Origin of the sequence: Promicromonospora sp. MS192 (genome assembly GCF_049532985.1) — a bacterium.
Lineage (GTDB): Bacteria > Actinomycetota > Actinomycetes > Actinomycetales > Cellulomonadaceae > Promicromonospora.
The window spans coordinates 490,186-504,068 of sequence record NZ_CP186693.1; the positions used below are offsets into that span (position 1 = coordinate 490,186).

General features: G+C 73.5%; 13 protein-coding genes. All 13 read left to right on the forward strand.

Annotation, left to right across the window (positions count from 1 at the left end):
- The first annotated feature begins 3 nt into the window (after positions 1–3).
- The 13 genes from ACO229_RS02185 to ACO229_RS02245 all read left to right on the forward strand — a co-directional run bounded on the left by ACO229_RS02185 (position 4) and on the right by ACO229_RS02245 (position 13,882).
- Positions 4–831: a carbohydrate ABC transporter permease gene (locus ACO229_RS02185; protein WP_397410926.1), complete on the forward strand. Its 828-nt coding sequence runs from the start codon at positions 4–6 to the stop codon at positions 829–831.
- A gap of 47 nt (positions 832–878) precedes the next feature.
- Positions 879–2,153 carry an ABC transporter substrate-binding protein gene (locus tag ACO229_RS02190; protein WP_423463584.1) on the forward strand — a complete coding sequence of 425 codons (1,275 nt, stop codon included), beginning with the start codon at positions 879–881 and terminating at the stop codon, positions 2,151–2,153.
- A 47-nt stretch (positions 2,154–2,200) separates the two neighbouring features.
- Positions 2,201–3,370 (forward strand): ADP-ribosylglycohydrolase family protein, encoded by a 1,170-nt coding sequence (locus ACO229_RS02195; protein ID WP_397433825.1) that lies wholly within the window; start codon positions 2,201–2,203, stop codon positions 3,368–3,370.
- Positions 3,367–4,743 (forward strand): ADP-ribosylglycohydrolase family protein, encoded by a 1,377-nt coding sequence (locus ACO229_RS02200; RefSeq protein ID WP_423463585.1) that lies wholly within the window; start codon positions 3,367–3,369, stop codon positions 4,741–4,743. Before ACO229_RS02195 ends, ACO229_RS02200 begins: the two co-directional genes overlap by 4 nt.
- Positions 4,740–5,663: a ribokinase gene (locus tag ACO229_RS02205; RefSeq protein WP_423463586.1), complete on the forward strand. Its 924-nt coding sequence runs from the start codon at positions 4,740–4,742 to the stop codon at positions 5,661–5,663. Before ACO229_RS02200 ends, ACO229_RS02205 begins: the two co-directional genes overlap by 4 nt.
- Positions 5,660–7,732 carry an SUMF1/EgtB/PvdO family nonheme iron enzyme gene (locus ACO229_RS02210; RefSeq protein WP_423463587.1) on the forward strand — a complete coding sequence of 691 codons (2,073 nt, stop codon included), beginning with the start codon at positions 5,660–5,662 and terminating at the stop codon, positions 7,730–7,732. Before ACO229_RS02205 ends, ACO229_RS02210 begins: the two co-directional genes overlap by 4 nt.
- Positions 7,729–8,937: a CaiB/BaiF CoA transferase family protein gene (locus ACO229_RS02215; RefSeq protein WP_423463588.1), complete on the forward strand. Its 1,209-nt coding sequence runs from the start codon at positions 7,729–7,731 to the stop codon at positions 8,935–8,937. The genes ACO229_RS02210 and ACO229_RS02215 overlap by 4 nt, the downstream gene beginning before the upstream one ends.
- The gene (locus tag ACO229_RS02220; protein WP_423463589.1) at positions 8,934–9,797 is read left to right on the forward strand and encodes an HpcH/HpaI aldolase/citrate lyase family protein; all 864 of its coding nucleotides are present in this window, start codon (positions 8,934–8,936) and stop codon (positions 9,795–9,797) included. The genes ACO229_RS02215 and ACO229_RS02220 overlap by 4 nt, the downstream gene beginning before the upstream one ends.
- A 69-nt stretch (positions 9,798–9,866) precedes the next feature.
- On the forward strand, positions 9,867–10,361 hold the full coding sequence (locus tag ACO229_RS02225; RefSeq protein ID WP_423463590.1) for a DUF2975 domain-containing protein: 495 nt from the start codon (positions 9,867–9,869) through the stop codon (positions 10,359–10,361).
- Positions 10,361–10,591, forward strand: coding sequence for a helix-turn-helix domain-containing protein (locus ACO229_RS02230; RefSeq protein WP_423463591.1), 231 nt, complete (start codon positions 10,361–10,363; stop codon positions 10,589–10,591). Before ACO229_RS02225 ends, ACO229_RS02230 begins: the two co-directional genes overlap by 1 nt.
- A gap of 244 nt (positions 10,592–10,835) precedes the next feature.
- The gene (locus ACO229_RS02235) at positions 10,836–12,566 is read left to right on the forward strand and encodes a DUF222 domain-containing protein (RefSeq protein WP_423465253.1); all 1,731 of its coding nucleotides are present in this window, start codon (positions 10,836–10,838) and stop codon (positions 12,564–12,566) included.
- Positions 12,567–12,671: 105 nt separating this feature from the next.
- A complete protein-coding gene (locus tag ACO229_RS02240) occupies positions 12,672–12,971 on the forward strand; it encodes a hypothetical protein (RefSeq protein WP_423463592.1) in 300 nt (99 codons plus the stop codon).
- On the forward strand, positions 12,968–13,882 hold the full coding sequence (locus tag ACO229_RS02245) for an alpha/beta fold hydrolase (RefSeq protein WP_423463593.1): 915 nt from the start codon (positions 12,968–12,970) through the stop codon (positions 13,880–13,882). Before ACO229_RS02240 ends, ACO229_RS02245 begins: the two co-directional genes overlap by 4 nt.
- Position 13,883: the final 1 nt, after the last annotated feature.

The window sequence follows — 13,883 nt, forward strand, 5'->3', positions numbered from 1 at the left end:
CCGATGCGCGCACTCGTCCGCCCCGCCCAGTACGTGGCGCTGGCCTGCTACATCCTCTTCCTGGGCTTCCCGCTGCTGTGGCTGGTCTCGGCGTCGGTGAAGTCGTCCGCCGAGCTCAACTCCCTCGTGGTGAACCTGCTGCCGCAGGAGTGGCACTGGGAGAACTACGCCGACGCCCTCGCCCGGCAGGGCCTGGTGAGCTCGGCCGCCAACAGCGCCGTCGTCGCACTGGCGTCCACCGCCCTGGTCATCCTGATCGCCCTGCCGGCGTCCTACGTGCTGGCCCGGCTCAAGGGTGCGATCCGGGCGGCCGGCGTCGGCTGGATCCTGGTGAGCCAGGTCTTTCCGGTGATCCTCGTGGTGCTGCCGCTGTTCCTGATCCTGCGGACCATCGGCCTCACCGACAGCCTGCTCGGCCTGATCCTGGTGCACACCACCTACACGCTGCCGTTCGCGCTGTGGATGCTCCAGGGCTACGTGGCCGCCATCCCCGTGGACCTCGAGGAGGCCGGGGCGATGGACGGCGGCAGCCGCCTCGTGGTGCTGCGCCGCATCGTCTTCCCGCTGCTGGCGCCCGGTGTCGTGGCGACGGCGATGTTCAGCTTCGTGTCCTCCTGGAACGAGTTCTTCTTCGCGCTCGTCCTGCTCCAGTCGCCCGAGAACTACACCCTGCCCATCACGCTGTCGACGTTCATCGGCGGCGAGGGCAAGGTCGCGCTCGGTCCGCTCGCCGCGGGCTCCGTGCTCGCCGCGATCCCCAGCATCGTCTTCTTCTCGATCATGCAGAAGAAGCTCATCGGCGGCCTCATGGCCGGGGCGGTCAAGGGATGACCAGCCTCCGCCGCCGCACGTGCACCACCGACCCGAAAGGCAGACCCATGAAGTCTCGTGGAGTGTTCATCGCTGCATGCCTCACGACCAGCACCCTCCTGCTCGCCGCCTGCGGCAGCGGGGACGCCGCCGACGACGGCCCCGTGACCCTGAAGTTCCAGGCGCTGTCCGACCAGCCGGCCGCGATCGCCGCGACCGAGCAGATCGTCGAGGACTGGAACACCGAGAACCCCGACGTCCAGGTCGAGATCGTGCCCGCGGGCTGGGACGGCGTGTACGACAAGCTGATCACCCAGTTCAACGGCGGTGCCGCGCCGGACATCATCCACTACGAGGCCGCGAGCATCGTGTCCTTCGCCCGCGACGGCTACCTCGCCGACCTCACCGACCTCATGTCGGACGAGCGCCGCGCGGACATCCCCGAGGGCATCCTCGAGTCGGTCACCGTGGACGACCAGGTGGTCGCCTACCCGACCGAGCTGCAGTCGTACGTGGTGTTCGCCAACCGGGCCCTGCTGGAGGACGCCGGGGTCGAGATCCCGACGGGTGACACCATGACCTGGGACGAGCTGCGTGAGATCGCGCAGGCCACCACGAAGGGCGACGTCTACGGCCTCGGCTGGGGCCTGTCGAGCCCGACGGCGGCGTTCATGTCGCTCGCGCCCGGGTTCGGCGGCACGTACTTCGAGGGCACGGGCGAGGACGCCACCGTGACCATCGGCGACGGCGAGATGGCCCTGCCGGAGCTGGTCCACGCCATGGCCTACGACGACGAGTCGATCCTGCCCGTCACGCTGACCCAGTCCGGGTCGGAGGCCATCGCCTCCTTCTACGCCGGGCAGACCGCGATGACCGTGCAGGGTTCCTACCAGGCCGCGAACATCGCCAAGGACGCCCCCGAGGGCTTCGACTGGGTGGCGCTGCCGCCGCTGGCCGGCCCCGAGGGCGCGCAGCAGGCCGCCAACCCGCAGACCCTGTCGGTCAACATCGACTCCGAGCACGTCGAGGAGTCCGCGCAGTTCATCGAGTTCTTCACGCAGACCGAGCACCTGGCCGCGCTCAACGAGGCGGACGCCCTGATCCCGGCCACGACGTCGGCCCAGGAGGCCCTCACGGAGAAGCTCGGTGACGAGAACGGCTGGAGCACGATCCTGGCCGGCGGCCAGCACTTCGTCTCCGCCCCGTACCTGTTCGCCGACTCCTACGCGCAGTGGAAGGACACGGTGGCGACGCCGGCCTACCAGCGCTACCTGGCGCAGGAGACCGACGAGGCGGAGCTCGCCGACCAGCTCACGAGCGGCTGGGACGAGATCACGCAGTGACGACGGACCGACACTGACCGACGCAGGAACGACGAGGGAGAGAATCCGTGAGCTGGTTGGAGGACCGGTCGGTGGCCGTCATCACCGGGGCCGCCGTGGGTGACGCCCTCGGTGGTGCCACCGAGGGCTGGACGCCGGAGCAGATCGAGGAGCGGCACGGGGGCCGCGTGCGCGGCATCGTCGGGCCCTGGTACCCGAACTGGCAGGACGCCCGCCCCATCGCCCCGTACCACAAGGGCGACGGGCACATCACGGACGACACCCTCATGACCAGGGCGCTCGTCGAGGTGTACGCCAAGCGGCGCGCGCACCTGGACGCGTACGCCATGGCCGAGGACCTGGTGCCGCTGATGATCGGCGAGCCCCGCTGGATCCCGGAGCTCGAGTCGACGGCGCTGCTGCTCCAGCGGGTGTTCCTCGCCGAGAAGTGGCTGGTGGCCCGGCTGCACTACGGGCACGTGGACCCGCGCGAGGCGGGCGTCGGCAACGTCGTCAACTGCGGGGCGGCGATGTACGCCGCGCCCGTCGGGCTGGCGAACGCGGGCGACCCCCGCGGCGCCTACGCCGAGGCCATCGACCTCACGGGCGCCCACCAGTCCAGCTACGGCCGCGAGGCGGCCGGGGTCTTCGCGGCGATGGTCGCGGCCTCGGTCGCCCCGGGGGCCACGCTGGACGACGTCGTGACCGCCGCCCTGGACGTGGCGCACGACGGGACGGCGGCCGCCCTCCGCGCCGTCGTCGACGCCGTCGACGGCTGGCCCGAGCCGCCCAGGACCGACGACGAGGAACGCCGCCTCGCCCGCCTCGTGCGGGAGGTCGTGGCACCGTACGACTCGGTGGGGCCGGAGTACCGGCAGATGTCGATGGACGCGCGCCGGCCGTCGCGGACCAAGTCGATCGAGGAGCTGCCGGTCGCGCTCGGCCTGCTGCTCGCCCACCGTGGTGACTACCGCGGTGCCGTGCTGGCCGCCGTGAACTACGGCCGCGACGCCGACTCCATCGCCGTCATGGCCGGTGCGGTCGCCGCCGGGCTGGGCGGCAGCGGCGTCGTCCCTGCCGAGTGGCTGGACGAGGTCGAGGCCGCCAGCAAGATGGACGTCCGCGAGACAGGCCGCCTCATGGCCTCGGCGGCGACCGACATCCTGCGGGCGGACCGTGAGCGGGCGCTGTCCCGGCTCACGGCCCTCGACGCGGTCGGGGCGGGTGACCCCGCGTGAGGCTGACCTGGGCCCAGCCGGAGGACCTCCTGGCGCACGAGCTGGTCCAGTCGGCGCACGAGGGCAAGGACGTCGCCGACGTGCGCGACCGCTGGGTCGCGGCGGGCGGCGACCCGACGCCCGCGGTGAGCGGCGCCGGACCGGTCCCCGCGCCCCCGGCGCTGCGGAACCTCGCCCGGACGCTGCTCGACGAGCTCGACGCCCGGCCCGCCCCCGCGGCCCCGAACGAGCCGGACACCTGGGAGCAGGCCGAGGCGCTGCTGCCGCCCGCGCCCGACCTGCCGCGTCGTCCGGCCGGCGCGGACCCGGAGGCGGCGTACGCGGCCCGGGTCGCCGGCGCCTGGACGGGCCGCGCGGCCGGCTGCCTGCTCGGCAAGCCCGTGGAGAAGATCCCGCGGCAGGGCATCGAGGAGATCCTGCGCGCGACCGGCCGCTGGCCGCTGACGCGCTACTTCACGGCCGTCGGTCTGCCCGACGACGTCGCGGCCCGGTGGCCGTGGAACCGCCGGTCGGCGCCGACGTCGCTGGAGGAGAACATCGCCGGGATGCCCGAGGACGACGACCTCAACTACCCGATCCTCGCGCTCGCGCTCCTGGAACGGTACGGCCGCGCCTTCACCACGGACGACGTGGCGCAGCTCTGGCTCGACAACCTGCCCGCCGGCCGCACCTTCACGGCCGAGCGCGCCGCCTACCGGAACATCCTCGACGGCCGGCCCGTGCCGGAGACGGCCACGCACCACAACCCGTTCCGCGAGTGGATCGGCGCGCTCATCCGCACCGACCTGCTCGGCTGGGTCACGCCCGGCGACGTGCGCGGCGCGGCCCGCCTGGCCTGGGCCGACGCCCGCCTGAGCCACACCCGCAACGGCGTCTACGGGGCGGCGTGGGCGGCGGCCCTCGCCGCGGCGGCCGTGGTCGCCGACGACGTCGAGCAGGTGCTGGACGCCGCGGACGCCGTCGTGCCGCCGGGCAGCCGGCTGGCCGCCGCCGTGCGGCTCGGACGCGCGCTGGGGCGCGAGTGCGACGGCAGCGAGGCGGGCGTGCGCGCCGGGCTCGACCGGCTGCACGCCGAGTACGGGCACCTGCACTGGGTGCACACCCTGAACAACGCGGCGGTGATCGCGTTCGCGCTCACCGCGGGCCGGGGTGCGTTCGGGCCGAGCGTCTCGATCGCCGTCACCGCCGGGTGGGACACCGACTCCGCGGCGGCGACCGTCGGCGGCGTGGTCGGGGCGCTGCACCCCGAAGGGATCGGCGAGCAGTGGGCGGCGCCCCTGGACGGCCGCATCGCGACGTCCCTGCCGGGCGGGGAGCAGCGCGTCGCGGACCTCGCGGCGCGCACGGTGGCCCTGGTCGGAGGCGCGGCATGACCGGGCGGGTCGTGGTCGTCGGCTCGGCCAACGTGGACCTGGTGGTGGACGTGCCCCGGCACCCCGCCGGCGGCGAGACGATCCTGGGCGGCGACCTGCGCCGCACACCGGGTGGCAAGGGCGCCAACCAGGCCGTGGCGGCGGCGCGGGCCGGGGGCGCGGACACCACGTTCGTGGGCGCCCTGGGCCGGGACGACTCCGCCGAGCTGCTGCTCGCCTCGCTCGGCGGTGCGGGCGTGCGCACCGACACCGTGGACCGCGTCGACGCCCCGACGGGCACCGCCCTGATCACCGTGTCGCCTGACGGCGAGAACGCCATCGTCGTGGCCCCCGGCGCCAACTCGCGGGTGCGGGTCGGCGCGGCGCAGGCCCGCCGGATCGCGGCCGCGGACGTGGTGCTGGCACAGCTCGAGATCCCGCTCGGCACCGTGGTGGCTGCGGCCCGGGAGCGTCGTGAGGGTGCGCTGTTCGTGCTCAACGCGGCGCCCTCCCGGGAGCTGCCCGAGGCGCTGTGGGAGCAGGTCGACGTGCTCGTCGTCAACGAGCACGAGGCGGCGGACCTGGTGGACGACGTCGCCGACGGCACGCCCGAGGCACTCGCCGCAGCCCTCCTGGACCGGGTGCCCGCGGTGGTCATGACCCTCGGCTCGCACGGCAGCCTCGTCGCCCGGCGGGGCGGGGAGCAGGTGCGGGTCCCGGCCGCGCGGGTCGAGGCCGTCGACACCACCGGCGCGGGCGACACCTCCTGCGGCGTCCTCGCCGCGGCGCTGGCCCGCACCGGGCTCGCCGGCCTCGCGCAGGCGGCGCGGCTGGCCGGGGCGGCCGGGGCGCTCGCCGTCACCCGGCCCGGGGCGCAGGACGCCGTGCCGGACGCCGCCCACGTGGCAGCGCTGGCCGAGACACTGGGAAAGGCACCATGAGCTACACCTTCGACCCGCTGGTCCCGCGGCCGATCGACCGGCCGACGGACGTCGTCGTCGGGCCGCTGACCGCCGAGCGGAGCGCGGCGCTGGACGAGGCCAAGATCTTCTCGGGTCCTGCGGCCCCTGCCGACCGCCCGGCGTGGCGCGAGATGCTGCGGGCCTGGCGGTCCGACGCCCGGGCCCGCCACGGATACACGGGCGCCGCCTACGCACGGCCCGAGGCGGCGTGGGCCGCGCGCTGCAGCACCGTGGCGCAGGTGTGGCTGTGGGACGAGCTGCTCTACTCGTTCGAGGAGCGCCGGTTCACGCCCGAGCGGTTCCTGGCCGACGCCGCCGAGCGGTTCGGCGGCCTGGACGCCGTCGTGCTGTGGCACGCGTACCCGGTGATCGGGTTGGACGACCGCAACCAGTGGGACTTCTACCGCGACGTGCCCGGCCTGGACGCGCTGGTGGCCACGTTCCACGAGGCCGGGATGCACGTGTTCGTGGACTACAACCCGTGGGACGTCGGCACGCGGCGCGGGGCCGACGACCTCACCGAGCTCGCCGCGGTCGTGGCCGAGCTCGGGGCGGACGGCGTCTTCCTGGACACGCTGAAGAAGGCCGAGCCCGAGCTCGTGGCGCGGCTGGAGGCGGCGCGGCCCGGGATCGTGCTGGAGGGCGAGTCCAAGCTGCCCGTCGAGCGGATCGAGGACCACTCCTCGTCCTGGGCGCAGTTCTTCGCCGACTCGCCGGTGCCGGGCGTGCTGCGGGCGCACTGGTACGAGCGCCGGCACATGCAGCACCACGTGCGGCGCTGGCACCGGGACCACTCCGAGGAGCTGCAGTCCGCGTGGCTGAACGGCGTGGGCGTGATGGTGTGGGAGGTCGTGTTCGGGGTGTGGGTGGGCTGGTCCCGGCGCGACGCCGCGACGGTGCGTCGCCTGGTGACCGTCCAGCGCGCGACCCGCGACCTGCTGCTCGACGGCGAGTGGACGCCGCTGGCACCGCTCTCACCGGACGCCGAGGCCGGGGGCGTGTACGCCTCGACGTGGTCGCTCGACGGCGTGACGCTCTGGACGCTGGTGAACCGCGGGGAGTCGGACTACGCGGGGCAGGTGCTGGCCACGGAGGCCGCGGAGCGGGCGTCGGGGCGGCTGTTCCCGCTCACGGACGGACATGCTGGCAGCGCGCCTGGCACGTCGGCCGACGTCGTCGTGCCCGGGCGGGGCATCGCCGCGCTGCTGCACGTCGCCGACGGTGTCGCGGACCCGGCCTGGCTGCCGGACCTGCTCGACGCCCTCGCGGCGGCCCCGCACGACCCCGACGCCCGGTTCCCGCACCGCCTCGCCCGCCGCGTGGGCGAGGCGGCCGCACAGGTCACCCCGGTGACGTACGCGCCGGTCGGGTCGGTTCCGCCGTCGGGTACGTCCGAGCCGGACGCCGTCGTCGTACCGCAGGGCGCCTACGCCCTGACCGTCCGCTACCGCGCCCGGGAGACCGGTATGTACCAGGGCGCGCCGTACGTGGACGAGTGGAAGCCGCTGCCGCCGCGCCTGCACGACGCGCGCACGCTCCAGCGCGACGGCGTCCTCGCGACGGCGGTCGCGGTGGCGGAGTCCGAGGTGACGAACGCGCAGTTCGCGGAGTTCCTGGCCGCGACGGGCTACACGCCCGCGGAGCCGCACCGGTTCCTGGCGCACTGGGCCGGTGGCGTGCCGGCGGCGGGCGACGAGCCCGTCACCTACGTCGACCTCGACGACGCCCGCGCCTACTGCGCGTGGCGCGGCGGGCGGCTGCCCACGGAGGACGAGTGGCAGCTCGCGGGGGAGGCCGCGCCCGGTCTCTTCGGCGTCGCACGGCCGGGCACCGGCGTCTGGAACTGGACCGAGAGCGAGCACAGCGACGGCCGCACCCGGTTCGTCATGCTCAAGGGCGGCAGCGACTACCGGGCCGCGGACTCGGACTGGTACGTCGAGGGAGGGCGGCACGCGCCGGACTACTCGGTGAAGCTGCTGCTCCCGGGCCTCGGGCTGGCGCGGAGCGCGACGGTGGGGTTCCGGTGCGCGTGGGAGGTGCGGGCATGAGCGTCTCGCGGGACGCCGCCGACGGCGCCCTGGCCGGCCTGCGCGTCGTGGACGCGTCCACGCTGTTCGCCGGTCCGATGGCCGCGATGCACCTGGGCGACCTGGGGGCGTCGGTCGTGAAGGTGGAGCATCCCGAGCGGCCCGACCCGTCCCGTACGCACGGCGCGGCCAAGGACGGCGTCAACCTCTGGTGGAAGACGCTGGGCCGCAACAAGCGCACGATCACGGCGAACCTGGGGTCGGACGGCGGGCGCGAGGTGTTCCTGGCGCTGGCCGAGCGGTCCGACGTCGTGATCGAGAACTTCCGGCCGGGCACGCTCGAGCGCTGGGGGCTGGGGTACGAGGAGCTGTCGGCGCGCAACCCTCGCCTGGTGCTCGCGCGCGTCTCGGGCTTCGGTCAGACCGGGCCCTACCGCACGCGGCCGGGGTTCGGCACGCTGGCCGAGGCGATGAGCGGGTTCGCCGCGATGACCGGCGAGCCCGACGGTCCGCCCACCCTGCCGCCCTTCGGCCTGGCCGACGGCGTCGCGTCGCTGGCCACGGCGTTCGCGATCATGACGGCACTCTCCGCGCGCGAGCGGACCGGGCGCGGGCAGGTCGTGGACACCGCGATCGTGGAGCCGATCCTGGCGATGCTCGGGCCGCAGATCACGCGCTGGGACCAGCTCGGCACGGTGCAGGCGCGGACCGGCAACCGGTCGAGCAACAACGCGCCCCGCAACACCTACCGCACGAGCGACGGGCACTGGGTGGCCGTCTCGACGTCGGCCCAGTCGATCGCGGAGCGGGTGATGCGCCTGGTGGGGCGACCGGAGCTCGTGGACGAGCCGTGGTTCGCGCGCGGCGTGGACCGGGCACGGCACGCGGACGAGCTCGACGAGGCGGTCGGGGGCTGGATCTCCCGCCGGACACGGGAGGAGGTCGTGGCGGCGTTCGAGGAGGCCCAGGCCGCGGTGGCCCCCGTGTACGACGCGCGCGACATCGTGGCCGACCCGCAGTTCCGGGCACTCGGGACGATCCACGAGATCGAGGATCCGGAGCTCGGGCCGATGCTCATGCAGGGGCCGCTGTTCCGGCTCTCGGAGAGCGACGGCGTCATCGGGTTCACCGGCCGCCCGCACGGCGCGGACACGGACGAGGTGCTGGGGGAGCTGGGGTTCTCGCCGGCGAGGGTGGCGGCGTTGCGCGCGGAGGGCGCGGTATGACCCGGACGGCCGGCGCTCCGCCGCTGACCCTGCTGTACGTGCCCGCCGACCGGCCCGACCGGGTGGCCAAGGCGCTGGCCTCTGCGGCCGACGCGGTGCTGGTCGACCTGGAGGACGCCGTCGCGCCGTCGCGCAAGGGGGAGGCGCGCGAGAACGCCGGGCAGATCCTTGCGGGGCCGGCGGGATCCGGCGCGGGCGCCGGCCGGCCGGCCGGGGCGGTCCAGGTGCGGATCAACCACCGCAGCACGCCGTGGCACGCCGACGACGTCGCACTGCTCGGCTCGTTGCCGCCCGGGATCGGCGTGCGGGTGCCCAAGGTGGAGTCGGCCGGTGAGGTGCGCGAGCTCGCGGAGGCGCTGCCGGGCCGGGCGCTGCACCTGCTGGTCGAGTCGGCGCTCGGCGTCGAGCGGGCGTTCGAGCTGGCCGCGGCCTCGCCGCAGGTCGCCTCGATCGGCCTGGGCGAGGCGGACCTGCGCTCCGACCTGCGCGTAGACGGCGAGGACGGGCTGCTGTGGGCGCGCGGCCGCGTGGTGGTCGCGGCGCGGGCGGCGGGCCTCGTGCCGCCGGTGATGTCGGCGTACACGAACGTGCGCGACCTGGACGGGCTGGCGGCGTCGTGCCTGGTGGGGCGACGGCTGGGCTTCTCCGGGCGGACGGCGATCCACCCCGGGCAGCTCGACACGATCCGGACGGCGTTCCTCCCGTCGGCCGCCGAGGTGGCGGCCGCGCAGGAGGTGCTCGACCGGGTGCGTGGTGCCGCGGCCGAGGGGGTCGGGGCCGTGGCGCTGGAGGACGGGACGTTTCTCGACGTGGCGATGGTGGAGCGGGCGCGGTGGGTGGTGGGGCTGGGGGAGGGCTGACGCTTGGCAGGATCCCCGCGAAGCGATAGATTTCTATCGTTCTTCGATAGGAGGGTCATGAATCCGCTCGTGACACGGCTTCTGCGGCTCGTGATCGTCGTACTTCTGCTGGGAACCCTGCTGGTTCAGCTGGTGGTGCTCCCGGAGCTCTCGGCCGGTGTCGCATCGGCCTATCCCGAGACTGCGCGCCTCCGCGCGCCCACCCTGGCCTGGGCGGTGGCCGTGCTGGTGCCCGCCCAGATGGTGCTCGTGGGCATCTGGCAGCTTCTCGGCCTGGTCGGTCGCGACGCCGTGTTCTCGCTCGGCGCGTTCCGGTGGGTCGACCTGATGATCTGGGCCTCCGCCGGATCCTGCGTGCTGGCGCTCGGCCTCCTGGGGTGGCTGACGGTGCAGACCCTGGACTACGGGATGCAGCCCGGGATCGGGCTCGCGCTCATCGGGTGCGCCGTGCTGGCGGGCGGGGTCGCGCTCCTCGTTGCCGTCCTGCGTGGCCTGCTCGTCAAGGCAGTCGGGTGGAAGGGCGAGGCGACGGCGCTCCGGGCCGAGCTCGACGAGGTGATCTGATGCCGATCGTCGTGGACATCGACGTCATGCTCGCCCGCCGCAAGATGTCGGTGGGGGAGCTGGCCGATCGGGTCGGGATCACCGCCGCGAACCTCGCGGTCCTGAAGAACGGGCGCGCGAAGGCAGTCCGGTTCAGCACTCTCGAGGCGCTCTGCGTGGCGCTCGAGTGTCAGCCGGGGGATCTTGTGCGCTATGTGCCGGGCGGCGACGCTGTGTCGTCGGAGGGCTGACGGGTCGTGGAATCTGCTGGTGGGGGATGGGGTTGTTCGGCGAGCACATCGAACAGGTGTGCCATAGGATGATGGTATGACGCGATCGGATGAGGTGCGGGGACTGGCGGGCGGGCAGCCTGCCGGGTCGGTGCTGCCCGAGGATGTGCTGCCTGATGGTGGTGCGGGGGGACCCGGAGAGCGCGTGCTTGGTGGCGTCGGCACTGTGGCTGATGTGCGGGTGGTGCGGGAGGCGCTGGCGGGGATGATTCTGCCCGGTGCTGCTGACATGTCCGGGTCGGGTCTGGTCTCGCGGGAGGTCCAGGCGCAGTGGGTGGATCTACTGGGTGAGTTGGAGGCGGTGAAGGCTGCGGTGACCGCGACGCAGGCCCGCCTGGTGGTCGCCCTGGACGAGGCCACCAGGGCTGAGGAGGCCGCACAGGGTGTTCGGGTGGAGCGGCGTGGTCGTGGTGTGTCGAACCAGGTGGGTGCGGCGCTACGGGTGTCCCCGCACGCCGGGGCCGGGTTCGTGTCCACCTCCCGGGTGTGGGTGACGCAGATGCCCCACACGTTCGCGGCGTTGCAGACGGGGATCCTCTCGCAGTGGCGGGCCACGTTGTTGGTCCGGGAGACGTCGCACCTGTCGGTGGAGCATCGTGCCCTGATCGACGAGCAGGTCTGCGGCCCCGCGCACCTGGGTGCTTTGGCGCGGATGGGGACGCGGCGGTTGGTGGCCCGGATCAAGGAACTCGCCGCGAGCCTGGATGTGCACGCGTGCGTGAACCGCAACGCGAGGGCCGTCTCGCAGCGGCGGGTCTCGATCCGCCCGGCCCCGGACCTGATGGTCTACCTGACCGCCCTGGTGCCGATGGGGCAGGGTGTGCAGGCCTACGCCCACCTCAAGGCGACCGCTGAATCCGTGAAGGCTACGGGGGACGAGCGGGGGACCGGTCAGATCATGGCGGACACTCTGATCGAGCGTGTCACTGGGCGTGGCCCGGGTCGGGCCGCGGATGTGCCGGTGGCGATCAACCTCCTGGTCTCCGACGACACGCTGCTGGCTGGTGGCACCCAGCCTGGTGTGATCACCGAGGGTGTCCCGGTGGGTGGGGGTGTGGTCCCGGCGCCGGTGGCGCGGAACTTGGTCGCGCACGCGATCGACACGAACGCGGCGTGGTTGCGCAGCATCTACACCGACCCGCACGGGCGCCTGGTGGCCACGACCTCGATGTCCCGGTTCCACCCACCAGGCCTGGCTGGCTTGCTGCGGGCCCGGGGGCAGGGGATCTGTGCCACGTTGTGGTGTGATGCGCCGATCCGGCACCTGGACCACATCACCCCGCACGCCCAGGGCGGTCCTACCAGCCTGGACAACGGGCAAGGGTTGTGCGCGCGGTGCAACCATGCCAAGCAGGCACCCGGCTGGGTACAGAAGACCACCCAGCACGAGGGACGCCACGCCGTGGAGACCACCACCCCGACCGGACACACCCACCTCTCGGTAGCACCCATGCCACCAACACCCCTGCGCGCCGACCGGGCGGGCTCGGCCAGTACTGGGGCAGTCACGGAGGCGCCGGCCCCGGACAGTGTGCGGGATCCCGGCGGTCAGGGGCCGGTCCACGATCCGTCACCGACCGTCCTGACCGGCACGGCCGGCACAGCCGTCCCGCCGGTCCCGACCGCAGGTACCACCCCGGCCAACACCCCCTCCACGGCGGGTGGCGGTGGCGCGCGCCCGGGTTGGACCCCCGCGGTCGGCATGACCGGCCCAACCCCCGGACGCATCCCACGCAGCCGCTACTCGATCGGCTGCCACACCACCCACCACCAGGGCGCGATCGCCTACCGACCAAGCAAGCAACCCACCACCGGCAGCCGAACCAGCGCCGGCCGAACGAGAAGAGGATCGAAGAGCCCGAAGGGGCGGACAGCCTCTCGGGCCGATCTCTCCTGGGCACACGACCGGACCCTGTTCACCGCACAGTCAGCTTGAGCCGTGCTGCCACGCTGGTGGCATGGCTCATCACGAGACCCTGCCGGGCTGCCTGCTGATCACCGGCACTTCGCCGCGGCAGGCTTCACTCCGGTCGCCGACTCCGTGGTCGAGACCCGGGAGGAGCTCGACTTCATCGCTGGACGCCTGCATGCCCGGCCGCTGATGCTGGTGGTGCTGTGCCCGCCGTTGGAGGTGGCTCGTCACCGGAACGTGACCCGCGCCGTAGAGACCCGTGTGGACTACGACGTCACGCCCCTGGCGCGCAACCAGCGTCGCGAGCTGGGCGGCCTGGGCTGGTGGCTGGACTCGGGTGACCAGACGCCCGAGGAGACCGCGGACCTGATCGTGGCGGAGGCGGCGCGGCGGGCTGTCGTGCACCGCGCGCTACCCTCACCCAGGTGAGCAAGTCCTCGTACCGGCGCCCCTCCGCGGTCCGCTACGCCCACAACGGCGATGTGTCCATCGCCTACGAGACGTTCGGCGACCTGACCTCGGCCGAACCGCTCCTCCTGATCATGGGGCTGGACTTTCAGATGGTCTGGTGGGCGGACGAGTTCTGCGCACAGCTCGTCGACGCAGGGTTCGCCGTCGTCCGGTTCGACAACCGCGACACCGGACTCTCCACGCACTTCGAGTCGCGGAGTCGGCAGCACCCGTTTCGGGCGCTGCTGGGCGGGACCACGTCTGCGTACACGGGCACCGACATGCTCGACGACATCGAGGCGGTGCTCGACGCCGTCGGCTGGTCGTCGGCGCACGTCCTGGGCGCCTCCATGGGTGCCGGTCTCGCGCAGGCGCTGGCGCTGGCGCGCCCGTCGCGGGTCCGGTCCATGGTCAGTGCCATGGGGCCGCCCGTGACGGCAGGTCCGCTCCGGACGCTGACTTACCTGCGCCCGGGTGCTCTCATCCGGCTGGCCCTGACGGGACGGGCGCTGGCCCGCAACGGACCGGTCGAGCTCCTGGTCGAGATCTACCGTGCGCTCTCCTCGCCCGGCTACCCGTTCCCGGAGCGATGGGCGCGCCAGGCGGCGACGATCAGCCACGGGCGCAGCCCGCGCGACCCCCGCTCCGCGCAACGACAGACTGCGACGGCGCGGACGTTCCGGCTGCCGCCGTTGTCGGAGGTCCGCGTCCCGGCACTGGTGATCGTGGGCGAGAGCGACCCCCTGATCAGGGCATCTGCCGGGCGCGACATCGCCCGGCAGATACCCGGTGCAGTGCTGCGCCTCTATCCCGGCGTGGGGCACACCCTGCCGGCGGAGCTGTGGCCCGACATCATCCGGGAGCTGAGGGACCTGGCCGCCCGAGCCTGAC